Below are 23,058 nucleotides of genomic sequence, written 5' to 3' on the forward strand. Positions count from 1 at the left end.
AAAGACTGATAGATACTAAAATAAGCGAAAAACACATAATGAAAAACTCCGTTGCGCTGGGCATTGATATAGGCGGCTCTCACATTACAGCTGCGCTGGTCGATTTGAAAACAGGAAGCCTGCTGGAGGGCTCCCGTCAGCGAAAATATGTCAGGTCCGATGAGGCTGCCGAAATTATTTTAGACCACTGGTGTGGGGTAATCCGGGAAGTTTTTAAAAGCGGTACAGGGCTTCAAAAAAATATAGGAATTGCTATGCCCGGCCCCTTTGATTACAAAGCGGGTATTTCGCTGATCCGAGACCAGGATAAGTTCAGGACCCTGTACCAGGTCAATATAAAAACCGAACTGGCCCGTCGTTTAAATATAAAAGAACAAGAAATTCGCTTTATAAATGATGCGGCAGGTTTTCTGCAGGGAGAAGTTTTTGGCGGGGCTGCCAGAAATTTTTCCAGAGTGATTGGGCTCACTTTGGGTACTGGTCTTGGGGCTGCCTTTTGTGCAAATGGACAAGCGACTGATGCAGCCCTGTGGAATGCAAAATTTAAGGAGGGTATTGCCGAAGATTACCTGTCAACCCGCTGGTTTATAAAACGGTATTTTGAATTGACAGGACATACAATTGCGGGAGTAAAAGAACTTGACCTTAGCACCGGCAGAAGTCCGGAAATAAAAAAAATGTTTGGAGAATTTGCACATCATCTGGGACAGTTTATCCATATGGTCGTACAACAGCAAGACGCCGACCTGATTGTGCTGGGGGGAAATATTTCTAATGCCTATCCCTGCTTTTTACCCGAACTGGAACAGGAATTTCAGAAATACCCTATACCAGCTAAAGTAAAAATTGCGGAACTCAAGGAAGATGCGGCCCTGATCGGTGCTGCAAGTCTTTGGGGGAGACTGGAAACTGCAGAATTAAAGTAAATTTAATGGTTAAACAAACCAACCTGAATCAAAAATGATCAAGAAAATTTTGTGCATTGCCGCTTTATTGGGAAGCGGTAGTATTTTCGCTCAGCAGAGCAGTAAATTTCCTGAACCTGTCGATTTGGTGAATCCCCTGATGGGAACCCAGTCTAAGCCAGACCTTTCCAATGGAAATACCTATCCGGCTGTTGCGGTGCCCTGGGGAATGAATTTTTGGACCCCACAAACCGGAAAAATGGGAAATGGTTGGGCTTATACCTATGATGCCGATAAAATCAGGGGATTCAAACAAACCCATCAGCCCTCTCCATGGATGAACGATTATGGCCAGTTTGCAATTATGCCTGTAACGGGCAAACTGAAATTCAAAGAAGAGGAGCGGGCCAGCTGGTTTAGTCATAAAGCCGAAAAAGCCAGTCCCTATTACTACAGCGTTTATCTGGCCGATGCCGATGTAACGACAGAGCTCACACCAACTGAGCGTGCGGCGCAGTTCCGTTTTACATTCCCAAAAACAGACAGTGCTTTTGTTGTGGTTGATGCATTGAACAAGGGCTCTTATATTAAAATTATTCCATCGGAAAGGAAAATTATCGGGTATTCCACTAAATATGCAAGAGGCCCATTGCCTAAAAATTTTAAAAATTATTTTGTCATTTATTTCGATAAAGATTTTAGTCTGTCTAAAACCTGGGCAGATACCGTTCTTAAAAACGGACTTGAACTGGAAAGTGAGCACAGTGGTGCTGTAATTGGTTTTAAAACCATAAAAGGAGAAAAGGTTACGGCAAAAGTGGCTTCTTCTTTTATCAGCTTTGAGCAGGCAGAGCTTAACCTGAAAAGGGAACTGGCCAAAGATAGTTTTGAACAAACCAAAGCAAAAGCCAGGATGCTCTGGAATAAAACACTTGGGCGTATTGAAATAGAAGGAGGAACAATTGACCAGGCACGGACTTTTTATTCCTGCCTGTACAGGACCCTGTTTTTTCCAAATAAGCTGTATGAGCTCAATGATAAAAATGAAATCGTACACTGGAGCCCTTATAACGGTAAAATATTGCCGGGCTATATGTTTGCAGGAACAGGCTTTTGGGATACTTTCAGGGCATTGTATCCCTTTTTGAACCTCATGTATCCAGCCATTAATAAAGAAATGCAGGAAGGGTTGATCAATGATTTTAAAGAAGGGGGCTGGTTGCCCGAGTGGAGCAGTCCGGGCTACGCCAATATTATGGTTGGCAATAACTCCGCTTCTGTGGTCAGTGATGCCTATATCAAAGGCATGCGCGGCTATGATATTGAAACGCTGTGGAAGGCAGTGACGCATGGCGCAAACAATGAAGGCCCTATAGAAGCTGTCGGAAGAAACGGAGTGAAGTACTATAACGAACTGGGTTATGTACCTTATGATGTGAAAATCAGTGAAAATGCGGCCAAAACACTGGAATATGCTTATGACGATTTTGCCATTTACCAGTTGGGGCGGGCATTGGGTAAGCCCGAAAGTGAGATTGGGATTTACGCAAAGCGCAGCATGAATTATAAAAATCTTTTTGACCCTTCTTCGGGTTTAATGCGCGGAAAAAATCAGGATGGAACTTTTCAAAGTCCTTTTAGTCCTTTCAAATGGGGAGGGGCTTTTACAGAAGGGAACAGCTGGCATTATACTTGGTCTGTTTTTCAGGATGTTGCCGGCCTTGCAAAGCTAATGGGAGGACCCGAAAAGTTTGTTCAGAAACTCGATTCTGTATTTTCCCTTCCACCTGTTTTTGATGAAAGTGCCTACGGAGGGGTGATTCACGAGATCAGGGAAATGCAGATAGCCAATATGGGGCAGTATGCACATGGAAACCAGCCAATTCAGCATATGATTTACCTGTATAATTATGGTGGGGCGCCATGGAAAACCCAGTATTGGGCAAGGGAGACGATGGACAGAATGTATAAAGCAACCCCAGACGGTTATTGCGGAGATGAAGATAATGGACAGACTTCTGCCTGGTATGTTTTTTCAGCTATGGGCTTTTACCCGGTTACACCAGCCGTAGACCAGTATGTACTAGGGGCACCTTTATTTAAAAAAATGAATCTTCATCTGGAGAATGGTAAAACCATTTCCATCAATGCCCCGGAAAATAGTGCGGAGCATAAATATGTGCAATCTCTGCAGATAGACGGGAAGGCATATTCCAAAAACTGGCTGAGCCATTCTGCTTTGCAAAAAGGAGCAGTCCTGAATTTTAATATGTCAAGCTCGCCCAATAAAGAAAGAGGAAAGGATGCCAGGGATTTTCCTTATTCCTTTTCTACCGATAAATAAAATGAATGTTAATTCAACTGAGTATTTGGCCAATATTCAGGAAGTAAATTGCCGGAAGATTTAGGTAATTGCGGCCAGTGATAGCTTTGTTTGAGTAACAAATGTTTATGTTGAATTGTACCCGGCAGCCAGGGATAGCTGCCGGGTTTTTTATAAAACTTTAGCGGTAAAGCAAGTCGGTCATCAGGTTCTCATTTGTTCTTGGGAGCGCGGCGGCAGCTTCCAGATAGGTGCTGCTCTTGTATTTTAATCCTGCGAGCAAGAGTGGTCTGTACATTTCCCCTTTATTATAAGGACTGATCTGTTTATGGTCTTTAGGTTTATCACCAATGGTGTAAGGGATCAACCAGTCCAGTGCTTTGCGTAAGCTTCTGCCGTCGGTGGTGCTGTAATTCCACAGGTCAATATCGAGTTTTTCGCCCAGTATGGCCAGGTTAAACCAACCGTTAAGGTTCATGGTACTGTAACCATAAGCGTTCGTTCTTTCCAGTTCGAGCGGCTGCTGGCCATCAGGTTCAATTTGTACAGGTATCCTTTTTAAGCTCTCTTTTAAGGTTTGAGCGGCCAGTTTCCGGTCACCGGTAAACAATGCAAAAGCGACAATTTGGGTATCATAATGCGTACCATGATTGTTTTTCGCATGGTGTTCGTCCTGTCCGTTTTTACTGGTCATCATCCAGTTGAGGTATTGTTTGTACCAGTCTTTAAGGCCTTGCATTTCTTTGGTGTTCCAGGAGGCAGAACCAGTCAGCAGGCCGGCCCAGTCTGCAAGATCGGCCAGTGAACGGGTTTCAATGATGCCAATTCCCCTTCCGTCATTGACGCCCCTGATCGCCTGGGCATAGTTCAGGTTGGGGTTCATTTTTGTTTCTGGGTTCAGGAACCAGATCTGCATGAGTTGGGAGGCCTTAGCGGCGTATTTTTCTGTATTTGTAAAATAATAAGCCAGCGAAAGAAATTTACATTTATTGTTCAGGTCACTTAAATAAGTACCATCGGTTATTGTCCTGATTTCCGGATTACGCTCTCCGTCTTTTCTGATATAGGGCCGGCCATCTGCCTTGGCGGGATCCGGCCAAAAATAAGGGGCCAGGCTCATGTAATCGTGCTTTGATCCGCTTGGTGGAGTAAACGATTTGTCCAAAACAGACTTCGGTTTAGTGTCCAGGTAACCATCGGCAGTTTTAAGCACAAAATCAACTTGTCTGGTTACCTCTTTGTCTTTTCGAAGATAGGCCTCTTTTTTTGTTTTCAACAGGCCTGCATTTAGTAAAGAAACTTCCGGTAGCTGGGCATAAGAACTGGTGAAAAAAAGAACAAGAGCAATTGATAAACCGAATACTTTCATTTTTAAGGGGTGAGGTGAAGAGAAACAAATCTACTCTTTAAATATAAAAATAAAAAAGAGCTGCAGATCAATAAAATTGGCATTCTATTATGAAATATTGGAATCTTATTAAGAAAAATTATTAAATTGAATCTCGACTTAAAAATCTTTAAGTCAAAAAGAGAAACCATCATTCCCCCATGAATTATTTAAAGAACGTCCCGGTCCTGATCCTTTTTTTGTTGAAAATTTCAGCATTCGCACAAGCCCCTTTAGCCCTTCCGCAAATCATCAATTATAGTTACGGACAATATAAAGGTGGCATTCAGAATTGGGATGTGGCACAAGATGCCAATGGCATTCTCTATTTTGGGAATAACGATGGTTTACTGAGTTTTAACGGCAGGTTCTGGACCATTTATCACCTGCCGAATTTTACGGTGGTCAGGTCTGTTGAAGTAGATGCCCACAATAGGATATTTGTAGGGGGGCAGGATGAAGCCGGATATTTTTTTCCTGATGCCCATGGTGTGCTGACCTATCATTCCCTGATAGGCCTGCTTCCTTTAAAAGAACGTAAATTTGCTGATGTCTGGAATATTGTGATCCGGGGAGATGAGGTCTTTTTCAGAACACTCAATAAAATCCTTCATTTTAAGGACAACCGCATGCGGGTCTATAAACCCGAAACACAATGGGACTTTATGGGAGAGGCCAATAACCAGGTCTTTGCACAGGCCAAAGATAAAGGCCTGATGATTTTCAACAATGGCAGCTGGAAACCACTTCACCCCGCTGGAGACTGGAGCCGTTCGTCCATTACGTCCATGTTGAAATATAATGGAGACACTGTGCTGATGAGCACCCTGAAAAATGGCTTGTTTACACTTGTCGGAAATCAGATCAAACCATTTAAAACAGATGTAGACCAAATTTTTTTTAACGACCGGATTTATTGTGCAGTTCCAGTAAATAAAGATTGGTATGCTTTTGGGAGTACCTCAGCAGGCATACTGATCATGAATAAGAAAGGCCGGCTGCTTCAGCGTTATACCTACGAGGAGGGCTTGCAGAAGGACAACATCAGAGGTTTATGGATCGATAAAAACAAAAGCCTCTGGGCGGCCCTGGATGATGGAATTGATCTGGTTGGCATCAACAATGCCATTAAAACTGTATTTCCGGATAAAAATAAACAGGCAACAGGCTATGCCATTAACCTGTTCAAGAATACCCTGTATGTGGGGACTTCCAATGGTTTGTATGCATCTGCCATTGATCCTTTGGAAAAAGACATCAGTTTATCAAAACGGGCATTTTATGAAGTAAAAAATGCAAAAGGACAGGTGTGGGGACTCCAGGAGATTAACAATCAGCTTTTGATGGGGCACGAAGATGGCTTTTTTACCATTGAGGGCGGGCAGGCGAAGAGAATTTCAACTTCAGGCACCTGGCTCTTTAATCCCGTATCCTGGGTTTATCCGGTTAAAGATGTAATTGCAGGTAACTATTACGGACTGCAGCACCTTGTTTTTAGAAATGGGAAGTTTGAGGATAAGGGACAGCTTTCAGGATATACCGACTCCTTCCGTTTTCTTGATTTTGACAGCGACGAAAATACCGCCTGGGTTTCTCATCCCAATTGGGGGATTTATAAAATGAAGCTTTCTGCCGATTACAATAAAATCCTCAAAACAAAGATTTACAATAAAAACAATGGTCTGCCTTCCAGTCTGCACAATTATTTGTACAGAATTAAAAACAGAAGGGTAATTGCAACAGAAAGAGGAATTTATGAGTACGATGCTGCTGCTGATTCTTTTAAACCCTCTTCCTTGTTTAACCGTGTATTGAAAGACATACCCATCCAGTACCTTAAAGAAGATAATGAAGGGAACGTGTGGTTTATTTCCAACAAAAAGGTGGGGATTATTGACATCACCGGGGCTACAGAATCAAAACCATTTACCATTATTTACTTGCCGGAGCTGAATGAAAAGGTGGTTGGTGGTTTCGAATCCATTTATGCCCTTAACAATGAAAATGTCTTTATCGGTGCCAGTAAAGGCGCTTTTCATATCAATTATAAAAAATATAAGGAAAACAAGTTTAGTTCGACCATACTGCTTGGCCAGGTGAAGTTATTTGGTAAAAAAGACAGTATTCTTTTTGGGGGCTATTTTATGAAGAAAGGACACCTTTCAACTTTTCAGGACCCGGATGAACTGGTACAGCTTCCACATTACTTAAATGCCCTGCATTTTGAATATTCCTCCACACTTTTTGAACAACAGAACAATATTGAATTCAGCTTCCAGTTAAAGGGATTTGACAAGAACTGGTCGGCCTGGAGTGCTAAAAGCGAAAAGGATTATACCAATTTGTCTCCAGGTGATTATACTTTCCGGATCAAATCCAGGAATAACCTGGGGAGTGAGTCTCCCGTTCTGGAATATAGCTTTACCATTTGGCCGGCCTGGTACCGGAGCGTTTGGGCTTATCTGATCTATGGTATGGTGCTGGTCTTGTCTGTCTTTTTTATTTTCAAATGGCAAAAATTAAAATATCATAAGGAACAGGAAAAACTGAATTACCTGCACCAGCTAGAGACGGACAGGAATGAAAAACAGATTGCCCATCTGAAAAATGAAAAACTGGAAGCAGAGGTCGACTTTAAGAACCGGGAACTGGCAACCATGACCATGCACCTGGTGCAACGGGGCAAAGTCCTGATCCGGATTAAAGAAGTGATTTCCAGTTTGGTCAAAAGACAGGATACCCAGGATAGCGCGCAAAGTTTCCGGCATTTGCTTCGGTTGATCCGGGAGGTCGAGAAATCAGATGAAGATAAAGACCAGTTTACCTTGCATTTTAACCACATCAATGAGCAGTTTTTTAGCAGGTTGAAGGACCGGTATCCGGACCTGACACCTAATGAGTTAAAATTATGCGCGTACCTGAAAATGAACCTTTCCACAAAGGAAATTGCGCAACTCATGAACATTACCATTAAAGCCGTGGAAGTTGGACGTTACCGTTTGCGTAAAAAATTGCAGCTCCAGTCAGATACCAATCTCTATGATTTTCTGATGCAGCTTTCCAGAGCTTCAGATGGTTATTAATTTGTTGATTATTAGTTTTTTATGGTATTGCTGTAGTAGTAATGTAGTGGCTTTTTTTTAGCTTTTTTTTCGTTTGGGTAAGCGGTGTAGGGGTAGTGTAGGGCAGTCAAAAACAACGGCTTAAACACTCGTACTCTAATTTGGTATCACTGAAATCGCCAGGTTTCAGCCAATTAACCAAATACTAAACCAAACTAAATTGTATGAGCTTAAAATCTACGTTCATTTTTCTCCTGGCTTGCGTATTGCTTTTTCCAGCAATTTCAAACGCACAGGACATTACAGTGAAAGGTACCGTAACAGACCAGAAGAATGGAATCCCCATTCCTGGTGTTACTGTTAAAGCATTGGGAAGTTCAAAAGGGACTTTGACCGATGTTTCCGGAAATTTTGTTATTGCAGTACCCCAGGGTACAAAACTGACCTTTTCTCAATTGGGAATGGTTTCCCAGACCGTCACGGTCAGTTCATCTGCAGCCATCAGGATTGCCCTTTCAGAAGACTCCAAAGCCCTTGGCGAAGTGGTCGTGGTAGGTTATGGTACCCAGAAAAAAAGTGTGGTGACCGGCGCCATTTCTGGTGTTAAGGCTGCAGATCTTGAAAACCAACCCGTCAACCGGATTGAGCAGGCTTTGCAGGGAAGGACTTCAGGTTTAACCATTGCGGCCACTTCCGGGCAACCGGGTTCAGCTTCAACAGTCCGTTTACGTGGGGTGACTTCCTTTGGTGAAAATTCCAACAACAAAAACAATCCATTATGGGTGGTCGATGGTGTGGTGATTGATAATGGGGGAATCGGCTATTTAAATCAATCGGATATCGAATCTATAGAGGTACTTAAAGATGCCGCCGCCGCCGCGATTTATGGTGCCAGATCTGCCTCAGGTGTTATTCTGGTGACCACCAAAAAAGGAAAAGAAGGAACATTGACGATCAATTACAGTGGGTATTATGGTACCCAGGCACCTGCTAAAAAACTGGACCTGCTCAATGCAAGCCAGTATGCCGATGTGATCAACAGGGCTTTTGCCGCGGGACTTAAAAATGGAGGTCAGCCGCTTCCTTTTCCTAACCCATCTGCTCTTGGACAGGGTACAGACTGGCAATCTGTAATTTTTAACAACGATGCGCGTAAACAGAACCACGAGGTCAGCATTAGTGGTGGAAATGAAAAATCAACATTTTATACCTCCGCAGGTTACAACCTGATGGATGGTATTGTAGCCACCCCTATATCGAAATGGAACCGGGCAAATGTCAGGTTAAATTCTACCCATAAAATCAGAAAATGGTGGACCATAGGTGAAAATCTGGGCTACAGCCATACCGTTAACAGCGGTATCGGTGCAGTGAACCGGGAATTCGGCGGGCCTTTAAGTTCTGCCATCAACCTGAGCCCGACCATGCCAATTGTAGAAACCAATCCGGCACTGCTGGGGCAGCTTCCCTATACCAATGCCAATGTGGTCAGAGATGCTAATGGCAACCCATACGGCATACCGGCCTCGGGTTTTCAGGAGATGACCAATCCACTGGCTTATATTCAAACCAGGTTGGGCAATTACAACTGGGATCATAATATTGTGGGTAATGCTTTTGTCGAATTGGAACCCCTTAAAGGATTGCGCATCCGTTCTACCATAGGGACTAAACTGGCTTTTTATGGCAATGATGCTTTTTCACCTCTGGCCTATTTTAGTACCACGGCCAGTACCCCCCGTTCTACTTTCAGGCGCGAGCTGAATTACAGCATCGCTTATAACCTGGAAAACACCATTTCTTATACCCGGGATTTTAACAAACACAATGTAACCTTATTGTTGGGCCAGGGAAATTACAAAGACGGGTATTCCAGACAACTGGTCACCACCTATTTTGATATTCCCGCAACAGATTTTAACTCTGCCAATATGAGGTTTAAACCTATTGAGGCCAACAAAACCACCAGTGGAGATGAAGGAACTGAGCACAAGGTCAACTCTTTCTTTTCCAGGGTACAGTATAACTACGATGAGAAATACCTGTTAACAGCATTAATCAGAAGGGATGGCTCCTCCCGTTTTGGACCAAATCATAAATTTGGTTATTTCCCTTCAGTTTCTGCGGGCTGGGTGCCAACAAGAGAGGATTTTTTTCCAAAAAATAATATCGTAAACACTTTAAAAATTCGTGGAAGCTACGGGGTTACCGGAAATGACGTGATTGGTGATTTTGCCTATGTTGCCACTGTGGGCAGTGGAAGGAATTATCCTTTTGGTACAGCCGGGAATGTGATCATTGGTTATAGTCCCGAGGCCTCCCCGAACCCAAACCTGAAATGGGAAGAGACCAAACAAACAGATATCGGTATAGATGCAACGCTCTTTAATGATTTCACTTTGACGGCAGATTGGTACAAAAAGAAAACCACAGGAATTCTTCAAACCCCGCCAACCCCTGATTATGTAGGGAGCGGAAGTCCTGCCAGAAATTTAGGAGACATGCAGAATACCGGTTTTGAGCTGGAGCTGGGGTATAGAAAACAAATCGGACAAATCCGCTTTGGGATCAGCGGAAATGCTTCCTGGTTAAAAAACGAGGTAACCAAGCTGGCCCCCGATGTGAATTTTATAGAAACAGACGGAGCATCTTTCCAAAATATGGGTACCATAACCCGCACACAACCAGGTCATAGTTTTAATGAATTTTATGGCTACCAGAACCTGGGCTTATTTCAAAGCCAGGCAGAAATCGATAATTATAAAGGACCTAAAGGAACCGTTTTGCAACCGAATGCAAAGCCTGGTGATATTAAATTTGCCAATCTGAACGGCGATGAGACTATTGATGTGAATGACCGTACTTTTCTGGGCAGTCCTATTCCTAAATTTACTTATGGCTTTACCATTAATTTAGGTTATAAGAATTTCGACCTGGTGGCTTTTGGAAGTGGCGTTGCCGGCAATAAGATTTTCCAGGGCCTACGCCGTCTGGACATTGCCAATGCCAATTACCAAACCAAAATTTTAAACAGCTGGACCCCGTCCAATACCAATACGAACATTCCCCGCCTGGCGGTAGATGACCCTAATGAAAATTATAAGAAATTCTCCAGCCTGTATTTGGAAAACGGAGATTTTTTCAGACTCAGGACTTTACAGATTGGCTATACCCTTCCAAAAGCAACAGTAGAAAAGTTAAAACTGCAAAAATTGCGGATCTATGTGCTGACCGAGAATTTATTTACGATTACCAAATACAGTGGTTATGACCCGGAACTGGGGGTTGGTCCTGATGCAGGTAGTGGTGGTGCCTTCAGTATAGACCGGGGTGCCTATCCACAGGCCCGTACATTTCTTATAGGTATTAATGTTGGATTTTAATTTAAGTAAAAATGAAAAAGAAATATATATATATGCTGACAATGACCCTGGCCCTGGGGACATTAGGTGCTTGCAAGAAATACCTGGATGTAAATCCCCAGGACAGGATCCTCACTTCCAACTATTATAAAACACAAACCGAAGTTTTTTCAGGGCTGGTGTCTATTTATGATAGTTTTGGTTACCAGTACAGTGGTTTATATGATAAAGTTGCCATTATGGATGTGGCTTCTGATGACCACTGGGCAGGTGGTGGGGGCCCGGGCGATATCAATGACCTTCAGGTCATGGAAACGTATAAGCTCAATTCCCAGTCCGGACCTTCCACTTATTTGTGGTCAAAGGGATATCAGGGCATTTTTAGAGCAAACTTCTTTTTGTCCAAAGTAACGGATGCCCCGATAGATGCGGGCTTGAAAAGCCGTTTTGCTGCGGAAGCAAAAACCCTGAGGGCCATTTTTTACTTTGATCTGGTCAGGTTCTTTAAAAATATCCCGCTTTTACTTCAGGAAGTTGACCCGGCCAAAGTAAATGATGTTGTACAGGCTTTGCCAGCAGAAGTATATGCGCAAATGGAAAAGGACCTTAGCGAAGCCATTCCCGCTTTACCGGCAACGGTTCCGGCAGCGACAGAAGGCGGGCGCATTACCAAAGGGGCAGCACAAGCCCTATTGGGTAAAGTTTATCTGTGGCAGAAAAAGTTTGACAAGGCTGCCGAGCAGTTTGCCCTGGTGAACGGACCAACCCCGGGACAAGTTAATCCTGCAAATGGTTATAAACTGCTAAATAATTATGCAGATCTTTGGAATGTGAACAATAAATTTAACAGTGAATCCATTCTTGAAATTGTTAAAACCACTTCTTCAAATGGTGGTTGGAGCAATGCGGGAGCGTCTGACGGGAATTTATTAAACATCATTACCGGGCCCAGAGGTTATCAGCCAATTAAACCAGATGCACCCGACTATTATCCGGGTTATGGCTTTCTGTCTTTCACCAAAGAGTTTTTTGCCGTGATCCATTATGATCCGCGTAATGCGCCGACGGTTGCAAACCTGGACAGCCTTAGAAAAAATGGAATTGCCAATTACAGCGATTCCTATAACAATACGGGTTATATGCTGGAGAAATTTATTGGACGGCAAAAGAATAAACCAGCTACCGGTCAGACGGAGCTGAACTTTGGACAGGACATCTATGAAATCCGTTTGGCAGATACTTACCTGCTGGAGGTGGATGCACTGCTAAACGGTGGGGCAGCTGTAGGTGCCGGAAGCCGGGCTTACCAGCTTTTAAATGCGGTCAGGGCAAGGGTAGGATTGAACCCCGTTGCAGTAACGATGGATAACCTGGTGCTGGAAAGACGTCTGGAACTGGCAGGTGAAGGCCATCGCTGGCTCGACCTGGTGCGTTGGGGCAGGACTTCAGTATTGGCTTATAAAGGATTTGATGCGACTAAAAATACCGTGTTCCCGATTCCACAAAAAGAACTTAATAACACAAAAATAGAACAGAACAAAGAGTGGGGCGGCACTAAATAACCTCTTCACACCGGAGGCGGGCGGTTGTCTGCCTCCATTTTAAACAAAAAGCAATAAAAAATATGCACATTAAAAGCTCAAAAACCAAGTTAACAAGCCTCTTACTTACCCTATTGTTCAGCTCGGGCGGAACGTTGCTTTTTGCACAGGTAAAAAAAAGACCTTCCCTTCAGACCCCCTATTCGGCAAAAGGAAAAACAATTACGGTGTACACCACAGCCGAACAATCGGATCTGCGCATCAGCCAATCGGGAACTTTGAATTTTAAAGATTTAAAACAACCTTTGGAAACTCAGATTTGCGTATTTGTGGATCCTGACCGTAAATTTCAAACCCTGACCGGTATCGGAGGCACGATTACTGATGCGGTGGCAGAAACGTATGCCAAACTGCCCAGGGAAAGCCAGCAGGAATTTCTGAAAGCTTATTATGATCAGCAGGAAGGAAATGGCTATTCGCTGGCCAGAACCACCATCCACAGCAGTGATTTTTCCAACGACAGTTATACCTACATCAAAGAAGGTGACAAAAGCCTTAAAAGCTTTACGGTCGAACATGATCAGAAATACCGCATCCCCTTGCTTAAACAGGCCATTGCGGCCGCAGGCGGACAGCTGACTTTATTTGTCAGTCCATGGAGCCCTCCCGCTTTTATGAAAAGCAACAACAATATGCTCCGTGGTGGCCAATTACTACCTGAATTCAGGCAAACCTGGACAGATTATGTGGTTAAATTCATTAAAACTTATGAAAGTATCGGCATCCCGATCTGGGGCCTTACGGTTCAGAATGAGCCTATGGCTACCCAAAAGTGGGAATCCTGTATTTTCAGTGCAGAACAGGAGCGGGATTACATCAAACAGTTCCTGGGGCCTGGTCTGAAAAAAAATGGACTGTCAGGTAAAAAATTAATAGCATGGGACCACAACAGGGATCAGGTTTATCAGCGGGCAAGTACCATTCTGGAAGATCCTGAAGCGGCCAAATATGTCTGGGGCATCGGCTACCACTGGTATGAAACCTGGACAGGTAGCGACATGCTGTTCAATAATGTTAAACTGGTCCATGAAGCTTTCCCTGAAAAACAACTGATCATGACCGAAGGCTGTGTCGAAAAATTTAGCAGGGACAGTATAGGCCGCTGGGATTTGGGTGAACGTTATGGCTATTCGCTGATTAATGATTTTAACAGTGGAGCGGGTGGCTGGACCGACTGGAATATGCTGCTGGACGATCAGGGCGGACCCAATCATGTGGGCAATTTTTGCTTTGCACCCATACATGCAGACCTGAAAACCGGGAAGCTGTTGTACACCAATTCCTATTATTATCTGGGCCATTTCTCGAGGTTTATAAAACCCGGAGCAAGGCGGGTTGCTGCTTCTTCGGGCAGAGATAAACTGATGACCACAGCCTTTGAAAATAAAGATGGTAAATTGGTTATAGTGGTGATGAATAAAACAAAGGACAAAGTGCCTTATTATCTCTGGATCAAAGGACAGGCTGCTGAAACCGTCAGTTTACCGCATTCCATTTCTACTTTTATTGTTCAATAGTTCCTCTAGATATCCTGTACTATATGTCACTTAAATTAAAGAAAGAAACGGTATGCCTGTTTCTATTGTTGCTCGTCTGTTCAGTTTCGGGCCGGGCCCAGGGTTTTCTGCGGGCCGAAGGAAAAAAAATAGTTAATGAAAAAGGAGAAAATGTATTGCTTAGAGGCATTGGTCTTGGTGGTTGGATGTTGCAGGAGGGCTACATGCTTAGAATCAATAAAGAAGCCCAGCAGCACCGTATCCGCGAACGTTTTGAAACGCTGATCGGGGCGGAGCAAACCCGTCAGTTCTATGAACGCTGGCTTTCGGGTCATACCCGTAAAGTGGACATAGATTCCCTGAAAGCATGGGGTTTCAACTCGGTGAGGCTACCGATGCATTATAACCTGTACACCCTGCCGGTAGAAAAAGAACCGGTGGCAGGACAAAATACCTGGCTGGAAAAGGGTTTTGCCATGACCGATAGTTTATTGTCCTGGTGTAAAGCCAATCAGATTTACCTGATCCTGGACCTGCACGCTGCTCCGGGAGGCCAGGGAAATGACCTGAATATTTCGGACAGAGACCCTTCAAAACCTTCACTTTGGGAAAGCAAGGACAATCAGCAAAAGACCATTGCTTTATGGAAAAAACTGGCAGAACGCTATGCAAATGAGCCTTGGATTGCAGGATACGACATCCTGAATGAGCCAAACTGGGGTTTTGAGGACCTGGCCAACGATAAAAACGGTCTTAAAGAACAGAAAAATGTTCCACTGAAAGAACTGATGGTGGCCATTACCAAAGCCATCCGGGAAGTGGACCAGAAACATATTGTCATTATAGAAGGCAATGGTTGGGGAAACAATTACAACGGGATTTTGCCCCCATGGGACAATAATATGGTGTTGAGTTTTCATAAATACTGGGCGTACAATGACCAGGCATCGGCAGCACATATTCTAAAAGCCAGAGATCAGTACAACATTCCGGTTTGGATAGGTGAAACCGGGGAAAATTCCAATGTTTGGTACACCGAAGCGATCCGTTTGTTTGAAAAGAACAATATTGGCTGGGCCTGGTGGCCGTTAAAAAAAATTGGGATGAATAACCCTATACAAATCAGGTCCAACCCCGATTATGACCAGGTGATCAGCTACCTCAATGGTCAAGGCAAACGTCCTGAGGAAAGTGTGGCTTTAAAAGGACTTATGAAACTGGCCCAGGACATCCGGCTGGAAAATGCCGTCGTTCAACGGGATGTAATCGATGCCATGTTCCGTCAGCCATTTTCGACACAGGCCATTCCTTTTAAAGCAAATAAAATTACCGCAAATACCCTTTTAAATGCGGTGGACTATGACCTGGGTATCAATGGTGCCGCTTATTTCGATAAGGATACCGCAGATTATCATGTTTCTACGGGAAAAAATACACCGGGAAACAGGGGACATGCGTACCGGAATGATGGGGTGGACATCAGTAAAGATTCCGGACCGGGTTATTATGTCAGTAGTATAGAAGACGGGGAATGGCTTCAATATACCATTGATGTGGCCAAAAAGGGATTGTACAACCTGAAATTAAACATCGCTTCTGCCGGTAGTGGAAAGGTGACCCTACTGCTCAATGGAAAACCAGTCGGTAAAAGCCTGCAGCTCCAGAATACGGGTGGACTGGAGGTGTTTGCTCCGGTCGAATTGAAAGGAATAAATTTACCGGCGGGACGGCAACGTTTACGGGTCCTGGCCGATCAGGGAGGCTTTAACTTTAGCAGCCTGCAGTTGCAGAGGGAAAATTGATTTAAATAGATTGTTCTTTTAGAACACGGCCTCTTTAATATATTTGTGTTTAATTGTGCGCAGTCCTGCAAAGAATTTAAAATTACTTTGCAGGCTGCTTTATTTTTAAAGGAGGTTTCACAACCCTATTTATTATGGATATCGGAATAATCGGTTTAGGTGATATGGGCAAGCTTTATGCCAGATGCTTTGCTAAAGCAGGCTATACGGTCTTTGGATCAGATCTGCCTCAGTTCAGGGAAAAACTAAAAGAAGAACTTGAGCCCCTTGGAATTACCTTACTGGAAGATGGGAAAGCAGTTGCCAGGCGTTGCGATGTAATTTTTTATGCCGTGGAGGCAGAAAAAATCGGCGAGGTTTTGGCTTTATACGGAAGCTCTACCAAGTATGGTGCAATTGTGGCGGGACAAACCTCTATCAAACATCCGGAAATTGCGGCCTTTGAAAAATACCTGCCCAAAGATGTCCACATCATTACCTGTCACTCCCTTCATGGGCCTGCTTTTGATCCTGCCGGTCAGCAATTGATTGTTATTCCGCACCGCACAAGTGCAGAAGCTTATAGGCGCATGATCGATTTGCTGGAATGCCTGGGCTCGGTGATGGTTGAAATGCCCGATTTTCATGATCACGATAAAATAGTGGCCGATACGCAGGCCGTTACCCATGTTGGTTTCGAGAGCATGGGGACTGCCTGGAAGGAAGCCGGTTTTTTTCCCTGGGAAAATGAGGCTTACCTTGGGGGGATTGACAACGTAAAAATTCTCACCACACTGAGGATCTTTAGTTATAAAGCACATATTTATGCCGGGCTGGCCATTTTGAACCCTTATGCCCGGCAACAGGTCCGGCGTTATGCCCAATCTGAATCGGAACTGTTCAAATTGATGATCATGGAAGAGGAAGCAGCATTCAGAAAACGTCTTTACCAGGCCAGGGATTTCATTTTTCATGAATCCAGAAAACCATTGCTACTGGATGACCAGGTGATGAAAGAGTTTTCGCTTTCGGGAAATGCAGGAACACGAAAACCCAATTCTCACTTAAGTTTGCTGAGCATGGCCGATGCCTGGTACAACCTACGGGTAAATCCATACGATAACCTGATTTGTCAGACCCCACCTTTTAAATTAAGACTGGGAATTGTGGAATACCTTTTCAGGGATGAAGAATTGCTCGAAGAATCTATACAGGCAGCCCTGTTTGATAAAAAAATCCGTGCAGATGATTTAGAATTTCATTCTGCGGTAAGGGAATGGTCCTCTATGATCGGGTATGGTGATATGGAAGGATACAAGCAGCATTTTGAACAGGTTAAATTGTTTTTTGGTGACCGCTTGGAGCATGGACGCCAGCAAAGTACAGAGATGATCAGAAGGCTCAAAATGCATTAATCGGGAGCAGTGCTTTCTCTGAGGTCTTTTTGGTAAAAACTATAAAAAAAATAAAAAACCGAAGCGGAAGCCAGAATTAAACTATAAGGCAGGATCAGTCCGCTGAGAATCGCCAGACTGGAAAGAATAAAAAAGAAAAGCAGGAATTTAAGCCCATCTTCCGGATGCTGCAAAGCGAAAAAAAGCATGCGGAAAAAAAATAAGCCCGATAGGCCAAAAAGCAGTCCTTGAAAAATTGCCCATAGGTTAAACTGCACTTTAAGCGAAAAGAACAGCAGTTCCGGTAAAAAAAGGAGAACTAAAACGCTCAGCTGGCGGCCCAGTGTTCTAATGGCTGAAACGGGCAGACTCCGGTTAAAAGATAAAGTGGCGGCATCCTGGCTGACCAGTACAGAAATGAGCACATTATGGCTAAGAATGGCAGCGAGCAGGCCAAACAGCACCACCCGGATGTCATTCCCTACATCGGCAAACATCCATAGCATGGCTTTAAAGAGCACAAATGACAAAACTTTACAGACCAGCAACATCAGGGGCTGTTTCTGAAAAACATAAACCACCGGCCACAGGATAAAGGGTTTCCTGAAAACAGGCAAAGGAATACGAAACAGGGGTTGACGGTCGAGGAAACTATAAATGCTTTTTCGCCTGGAAAACCAACTCAGGCACATCAACAAAACAGGCATAAACAAGGCCACACTTAAGACGGTATAATAATAGCCATAACACCAGGCTAGCCCCAACAACAATACCGCATAAATTAATACCGGCAGCAGCAACAGGGCATAAAGTTGCAGCCAAACCAGTAACTGGCGTTTTTTTGCAGCAGCAGGAAGAAGCTGCATAAATGCATAAGCCGGCAAATTTTTCTTGTTACCGATGAACAGCTGACACTTTAGGGCATATAAAATCCAGAGCAGAAAACAGCCTGTGAGTAATAAAGGAGAAGAGGCAATGGCCAGCAGCAGGGCCTTATGATAATTAAGGAGTTGTGAAGCTTCTACTGTACCAAAAAGAAGGTAAAAGAGAAACAGGAATAAGCCGGCATGCTGGATATAAAATTCCCTGGAAAGGGTTTTGGTCAGCAACTTTAACATAACTGCAGGTTGCGGTCTTGAATTTGAAAACAAGCCTGGATGCGGAGCTGGGCAGGGTCAATATCCTGATGGGAAGAAAGCATGAAACTGGCCCCTTTTGCACTGTATTCCCGGATCAGATCATATAAAACAGTTGAGGCGGCAGTGTCAATGGTAATTAGTGGTTCGTCAAGAATATAGAGTTTAACCTCGCCAGTAAAAGCACAGATCAAAGACAGTTTTTTGAGCATGCCGCTGGAGTAAGACCCAATTTTCTGATCCATGAAATCTGTCATGCCAAAACTTTCGGTGATGCGCCGGGCCAGCTGCGGATCTGCTTTACGGACCTGCAGGTGATAATCTAAAAGATCATTGCCGCTAATGTAATCGGGATACTGCGGTTCTGCTTCTGCATAACTGATCAGAGAACGGTAGGCTACAGGATTTTTTCTGATGTCGGTTTGGTTGAGGCTTAGTTCACCCAGGAAAGGGCTTTGGCCTGCTATTACCCTAAAAAAGGTTGTTTTTCCCGTTCCGTTTCCGCCTTTGATCCAGTAAATTCCCTGACCAAATTTAAGTGTGGGACAATCCAGGACGGTATGGCTTCCGTACTTTTTGAGCAGATTTTTAATATTCAGTTCTGTCATTGTGATTTTAGAACATAAAAATGACGATTTGTTACGTAATAAGCGCTACTTTTGCGGCAAAATGCCAGTAAAAAAAATCAGAAGACACTATCGCCGGGCCAGGTATGTTTTATACCGGGAAACCTTAATTGATGCGAAGGAACATGTCCTGACTTTTTTAGGTTCATTTGCTGGTATCGGCGGGATTGCACTGCTCAACAGTAAGTATTTTGTCGCCAGTGATAACCTGTTTTTGCTGGCCTCTTTCGGTGCGTCCTCCGTTTTAATTTATGGGATCATCAACAGTCCCCTGGCCCAGCCCCGCAACCTGATTGGCGGACATGTGATCAGTGCCCTGGTGGGCGTGACCATTCATAAATTGATCCCGGGTGAAGTCTGGCTGGCCTGCGCACTATCTGTTTCTATTTCCATTGTGCTTATGCAGGTCACCAAAACCCTGCACCCTCCCGGAGGAGCGACAGCATTGCTGGCCAATATGGGCAGTGAAAAAATCAAATCCATGGGCTATCTTTTTGTCCTTACCCCTGTGCTTTCAGGAGTCCTGATCCTGCTGGCAGTTGCCTTGATTTTTAACAACCTGCGCCACCGCCGGTATCCCCATAAAAGCTGGTTCCGAAAAAAGCTTTAAGTCCGGAGCCTCCCCTTGCGGCAGTCTTTGCCGGGACTAAAATTTAGATTACATTAGTCTTCAGGTCTTTAGGTCTGCTGTGCTTAAAATTTCCAAGCATGACAGTACATGACAGGTCTGTAAAGCCGCTTATCTATTTTAGTCAAATCAAATAAAACCTATTCATGCAAATTATTTTTGGTGTTATATTCCATTTTATCGGAGGCTTTGCTTCAGGAAGTTTTTACATCCCCTACAAAAAAGTCAAAGGCTGGGCATGGGAAAGTTACTGGATTGTCGGAGGCTTGTTCTCCTGGCTGATCGTTCCACCGCTGGCGGCCTGGTTAACGATTCCGGGTTTTACAGAAATTATCCGCCATACACCTGCTGCGGTACTGACAATGACTTACTTTTTTGGGTTGCTCTGGGGTATCGGGGGCCTGACCTATGGCTTGGGCGTAAGGTATTTAGGGGTTTCCCTTGGTAGCTCTATTATTTTGGGGCTTTGCTCTGTTTTTGGGGCAATCATTCCTTCGGTTTATTATGATTTTTATCCCAAAGCCGGAAAAGACAGCCTGACTATGATGCTTAATAGCCAATGGGGACAAATGGTCCTGCTTGGTTTGCTGGTCTGTGTGATTGGGATCGTCATTTGCGGAAGGGCGGGGGCGCTAAAAAGCCGGGAACTGGAAAAAGAGCGGTCGGTAGCCGACATTGAATTTAAAATAGGCCTGGGGTTGTTTGTCGCCATTATTTCGGGGGTACTCAGTGCCTGTTTTGCCTTTGGCATAGATGCCGGCAAAGAGATGGCCAATGAAGCAAACCTCATCTGGAAAAGTTCACATCCTGGACAGGGCGAGTTCCTGTTCCAGAACAATGTTACCTATATTATTATACTGTGGGGAGGTTTAACCACCAATTTAGTCTGGTGTATGATCCTCAATGCCAGAAATAAAACTTTTGGGGATTACAGCAACCCTAAAACCCCCTTGCTTAAAAACTATATTTTCTCTGCCCTGGCAGGTACAACCTGGTTCCTTCAGTTCTTTTTTTATGGGATGGGAGAAAGTAAGCTGGGCAATGGCGCCAGTTCCTGGATCCTGCACATGGCTTTTATCATCCTGATTGCCAATGTCTGGGGATTGTTGCTCAAAGAATGGAAGGGGGTGAGCAAAAAAACCTTGTCTGTTGTACTGGTTGGAATTCTTACCATTATCCTGTCCATCCTCATTGTTGGCTATGGAAACTCTATTAAATAATCATTAAATCAGTAATATGCCTGTTGGAAAAAACGCTTTTAAACACGTCAGTTATCTTTGGGACAAAGAAGAAGCCTCCCGTCTGGAGGGTGATGAGGTTGCCTTGTTGATCTATCGCTCCAATTTGCTTGGAGCAGACCTTCGTTTAACCAATTACGGAGGAGGAAATACGTCCTGTAAGGTACAGGACCGTGACCCGCTCAGCGGGAGCCTGAAGGAAGTCATGTGGGTCAAAGGTTCAGGTGGAGATCTGGGTACTTTAAAAAGAGAAGGGCTGGCCGCTTTGTATGTAGACCGGCTCAGAAGCCTGGAACATATTTATAAGGGATTGGAATTTGAAGATGAAATGGTGGAACTTTTTAACCACTGCATTTTTGATCTGCAATCTAAAGCACCTTCAATTGACACCCCATTACACGGATTTTTACCATTCAAACATATAGACCATCTGCACCCCGATGCAGCAATTGCCATTGCTGCAGCCAAAGACGGGGAACAGATCACCAAAGAACTGTTTGAGGGGAGCATCGGCTGGGTAAACTGGCAGAAACCCGGATTTGATTTGGGATTGCAGCTGCGAAAATGTCTGGAAGAAAATCCGGGCATCAGGGGAATTATGCTCGGGTCCCACGGTCTTTTTACCTGGGGTGATACTGCTTACGAAAGTTATGTGAATACCCTTGAAGTCATTGAACGCTGCGCAGAATATCTGGAGTCCCGGTATGGGCAAAAAGGGGCCGTATTTAACGGGCCTAAAATTCAAAGTGAGCCAGAAGCATTCAGAAAAAAGCAAGCCGCTGCAATAGCCCCTGTTTTAAGGGGTTTCTGTTCCAGTGAACGTCACATGATTGGACACTTTACCGATGACCCAAGGGTATTGGAATTTATCAACTCCAATGATCTGGCCCGTTTGGCCCCTTTGGGAACCAGCTGTCCGGATCATTTTTTAAGAACAAAGATCAGCCCATTGGTCTTGCCGCTGAACGCTGCCGCCGACCTTTCGGACCTGGTAAAACTGAAAGAAACACTGGCCCCTGAATTTGAAGCCTACAGGACCATGTACAAAGCGTATTATATGCAATGTAAGCATGAAAACAGCCCGGCGATCAGAGATGCCAATCCAGTCATTATCCTTTATCCGGGTATTGGCATGTTTTCTTTTGCCAAGGACAAACAAACCGCAAGGGTAGCTGCGGAGTTTTACATCAATGCCATTAATGTGATGAAAGGCGCTGAGGCGATTTCAAGTTATACTTCTTTACCAAGACAGGAAGCCTTTAACATAGAATACTGGTTGCTGGAAGAAGCGAAATTACAACGGATGCCCAAACCTAAGGCCCTGTCGGGAAAAATTGCTTTGATTACCGGAAGTGCCGGGGGCATTGGAAAAGCCATTGCCCGGAAATTTGTACAGGAAGGGGCTTGTGTGGTGATCAACGACAACGACAGCGGACGCCTGGAAGCTGCCGCCCAAAAATTCCATAAGGAATTTGGTCCCGATGCCTATGTGGCAACCCTTTTGGATGTGACCAGTACAGATCATATACAGGAGGCTTTTGAAACAGCAAGCCTGGCCTTTGGCGGAATAGATATTGTGGTAAACTGTGCCGGGATATCCATTTCAAAATCCATTCAGGACCATACCGAAAAAGACTGGGACCTTTTGTACAACATCCTGGTTAAAGGCCAGTTTCTGGTTACCCAAAAAGGTGTTGAACTGATGCGTAAACAGCGTATAGGAGGAGATATTCTTAATATTGTAAGCAAAAATGCCCTGGTGTCGGGTCCTAATAATGCCGGTTATGGTTCAGCCAAAGCAGCCCAGCTACATTTGAGCCGTTTAACTGCTGCAGAACTTGGTCAGGATAAGATCAGGGTCAATACTGTAAACCCCGATGCCGTAATTTCTGATAGTAAAATCTGGGAAGGCTCCTGGGCAGAAGGCCGGGCAAAAGCTTATGGGATTACTGTAGAGGAACTCCCGGCATATTATGCGGGCAGGACCTTGCTCAATGAAGTTATTCTTCCGGAAGACATATCCAATGCTTGTTTTGCATTGATCGGAGGGTTAATGAACAAGTCTACAGGTAACATTTTGAATGTAGATGGCGGAATTGCCAATGCTTTTCTCCGTTAG

The 23,058-nt window shown here is 44.2% G+C and carries 14 protein-coding genes; 11 read left to right on the forward strand and 3 right to left on the reverse strand.

What is annotated here, in order from left to right; translation table 11 throughout:
* Nucleotides 1-38: 38 nt before the first annotated feature.
* Nucleotides 39-926 carry an ROK family protein gene (locus tag B0O44_RS16980; RefSeq protein WP_110833156.1) on the forward strand — a complete coding sequence of 296 codons (888 nt, stop codon included), beginning with the start codon at nt 39-41 and terminating at the stop codon, nt 924-926.
* Between the two features lie 34 nt (nt 927-960).
* Nucleotides 961-3,249: a GH92 family glycosyl hydrolase gene (locus tag B0O44_RS16985; RefSeq protein ID WP_110833158.1), complete on the forward strand. Its 2,289-nt coding sequence runs from the start codon at nt 961-963 to the stop codon at nt 3,247-3,249.
* A 160-nt stretch (nt 3,250-3,409) separates the two neighbouring features.
* Here B0O44_RS16985 and B0O44_RS16990 read toward each other — a convergent pair whose 3' ends face one another.
* Nucleotides 3,410-4,597 (reverse strand): alginate lyase family protein, encoded by a 1,188-nt coding sequence (locus tag B0O44_RS16990; RefSeq protein WP_110833161.1) that lies wholly within the window; start codon nt 4,595-4,597, stop codon nt 3,410-3,412.
* A 179-nt stretch (nt 4,598-4,776) separates the two neighbouring features.
* Here B0O44_RS16990 and B0O44_RS16995 point away from each other — a divergent pair, with 179 nt between their 5' ends.
* The 6 genes from B0O44_RS16995 to B0O44_RS17020 all read left to right on the forward strand — a co-directional run bounded on the left by B0O44_RS16995 (nt 4,777) and on the right by B0O44_RS17020 (nt 17,332).
* Complete coding sequence (locus B0O44_RS16995; RefSeq protein ID WP_110833163.1) at nt 4,777-7,698, forward strand: helix-turn-helix and ligand-binding sensor domain-containing protein; 2,922 nt, start codon at nt 4,777-4,779, stop codon at nt 7,696-7,698.
* Between the two features lie 203 nt (nt 7,699-7,901).
* Complete coding sequence (locus tag B0O44_RS17000; protein WP_110833165.1) at nt 7,902-11,060, forward strand: SusC/RagA family TonB-linked outer membrane protein; 3,159 nt, start codon at nt 7,902-7,904, stop codon at nt 11,058-11,060.
* An 11-nt stretch (nt 11,061-11,071) separates the two neighbouring features.
* Nucleotides 11,072-12,601 (forward strand): RagB/SusD family nutrient uptake outer membrane protein, encoded by a 1,530-nt coding sequence (locus B0O44_RS17005; RefSeq protein WP_110833167.1) that lies wholly within the window; start codon nt 11,072-11,074, stop codon nt 12,599-12,601.
* Nucleotides 12,602-12,663: 62 nt separating this feature from the next.
* Nucleotides 12,664-14,157 (forward strand): glycoside hydrolase family 30 protein, encoded by a 1,494-nt coding sequence (locus B0O44_RS17010; protein WP_110833169.1) that lies wholly within the window; start codon nt 12,664-12,666, stop codon nt 14,155-14,157.
* Between the two features lie 23 nt (nt 14,158-14,180).
* On the forward strand, nt 14,181-15,938 hold the full coding sequence (locus tag B0O44_RS17015; RefSeq protein WP_110833171.1) for a cellulase family glycosylhydrolase: 1,758 nt from the start codon (nt 14,181-14,183) through the stop codon (nt 15,936-15,938).
* 134 nt (nt 15,939-16,072) lie between these two features.
* Nucleotides 16,073-17,332, forward strand: coding sequence for a prephenate dehydrogenase (locus B0O44_RS17020; protein ID WP_110833173.1), 1,260 nt, complete (start codon nt 16,073-16,075; stop codon nt 17,330-17,332).
* Here B0O44_RS17020 and B0O44_RS17025 read toward each other — a convergent pair.
* Together B0O44_RS17025 and B0O44_RS17030 are read right to left on the reverse strand one after the other, a co-directional pair.
* Nucleotides 17,329-18,429, reverse strand: a complete 1,101-nt coding sequence (locus B0O44_RS17025) for a hypothetical protein (RefSeq protein WP_110833176.1) — start codon at nt 18,427-18,429, stop codon at nt 17,329-17,331. The two genes, B0O44_RS17020 and B0O44_RS17025, sit on opposite strands and share 4 nt — an antisense overlap.
* A complete protein-coding gene (locus B0O44_RS17030; RefSeq protein WP_110833179.1) occupies nt 18,423-19,055 on the reverse strand; it encodes an ABC transporter ATP-binding protein in 633 nt (210 codons plus the stop codon). The genes B0O44_RS17025 and B0O44_RS17030 overlap by 7 nt, the downstream gene beginning before the upstream one ends.
* Before the next feature lie 28 nt (nt 19,056-19,083).
* Here B0O44_RS17030 and B0O44_RS17035 point away from each other — a divergent pair, with 28 nt between their 5' ends.
* From B0O44_RS17035 to B0O44_RS17045, 3 genes are all read left to right on the forward strand, one after another.
* The gene (locus B0O44_RS17035) at nt 19,084-19,683 is read left to right on the forward strand and encodes an HPP family protein (protein ID WP_245943686.1); all 600 of its coding nucleotides are present in this window, start codon (nt 19,084-19,086) and stop codon (nt 19,681-19,683) included.
* Between the two features lie 164 nt (nt 19,684-19,847).
* Nucleotides 19,848-20,921, forward strand: coding sequence for an L-rhamnose/proton symporter RhaT (gene rhaT, locus B0O44_RS17040; protein WP_110833184.1), 1,074 nt, complete (start codon nt 19,848-19,850; stop codon nt 20,919-20,921).
* A gap of 16 nt (nt 20,922-20,937) precedes the next feature.
* A complete protein-coding gene (locus tag B0O44_RS17045; RefSeq protein ID WP_110833188.1) occupies nt 20,938-23,058 on the forward strand; it encodes a bifunctional aldolase/short-chain dehydrogenase in 2,121 nt (706 codons plus the stop codon).

This window comes from Pedobacter nutrimenti, from assembly GCF_003208655.1.
In the GTDB taxonomy this organism is placed as follows: Bacteria; Bacteroidota; Bacteroidia; order Sphingobacteriales; family Sphingobacteriaceae; genus Pedobacter; species Pedobacter nutrimenti.

Bases quoted from the DNA above. Each gene is read 5' to 3' on its own strand.
- B0O44_RS17020 (WP_110833173.1), top strand. From the start codon at position 16,073: ATGGATATCGGAATAATCGGTTTAGGTGATATGGGCAAGCTTTATGCC.
- rhaT (WP_110833184.1), top strand. From the start codon at position 19,848: ATGCAAATTATTTTTGGTGTTATATTCCATTTTATCGGAGGCTTTGCT.
- B0O44_RS17015 (WP_110833171.1), top strand. From the start codon at position 14,181: ATGTCACTTAAATTAAAGAAAGAAACGGTATGCCTGTTTCTATTGTTG.
- B0O44_RS16990 (WP_110833161.1), bottom strand. From the start codon at position 4,597: ATGAAAGTATTCGGTTTATCAATTGCTCTTGTTCTTTTTTTCACCAGT.
- B0O44_RS17010 (WP_110833169.1), top strand. From the start codon at position 12,664: ATGCACATTAAAAGCTCAAAAACCAAGTTAACAAGCCTCTTACTTACC.
- B0O44_RS17045 (WP_110833188.1), top strand. From the start codon at position 20,938: ATGCCTGTTGGAAAAAACGCTTTTAAACACGTCAGTTATCTTTGGGAC.
- B0O44_RS17025 (WP_110833176.1), bottom strand. From the start codon at position 18,429: ATGTTAAAGTTGCTGACCAAAACCCTTTCCAGGGAATTTTATATCCAG.
- B0O44_RS16995 (WP_110833163.1), top strand. From the start codon at position 4,777: ATGAATTATTTAAAGAACGTCCCGGTCCTGATCCTTTTTTTGTTGAAA.
- B0O44_RS17030 (WP_110833179.1), bottom strand. From the start codon at position 19,055: ATGACAGAACTGAATATTAAAAATCTGCTCAAAAAGTACGGAAGCCAT.
- B0O44_RS17000 (WP_110833165.1), top strand. From the start codon at position 7,902: ATGAGCTTAAAATCTACGTTCATTTTTCTCCTGGCTTGCGTATTGCTT.
- B0O44_RS17005 (WP_110833167.1), top strand. From the start codon at position 11,072: ATGAAAAAGAAATATATATATATGCTGACAATGACCCTGGCCCTGGGG.
- B0O44_RS16980 (WP_110833156.1), top strand. From the start codon at position 39: ATGAAAAACTCCGTTGCGCTGGGCATTGATATAGGCGGCTCTCACATT.
- B0O44_RS16985 (WP_110833158.1), top strand. From the start codon at position 961: ATGATCAAGAAAATTTTGTGCATTGCCGCTTTATTGGGAAGCGGTAGT.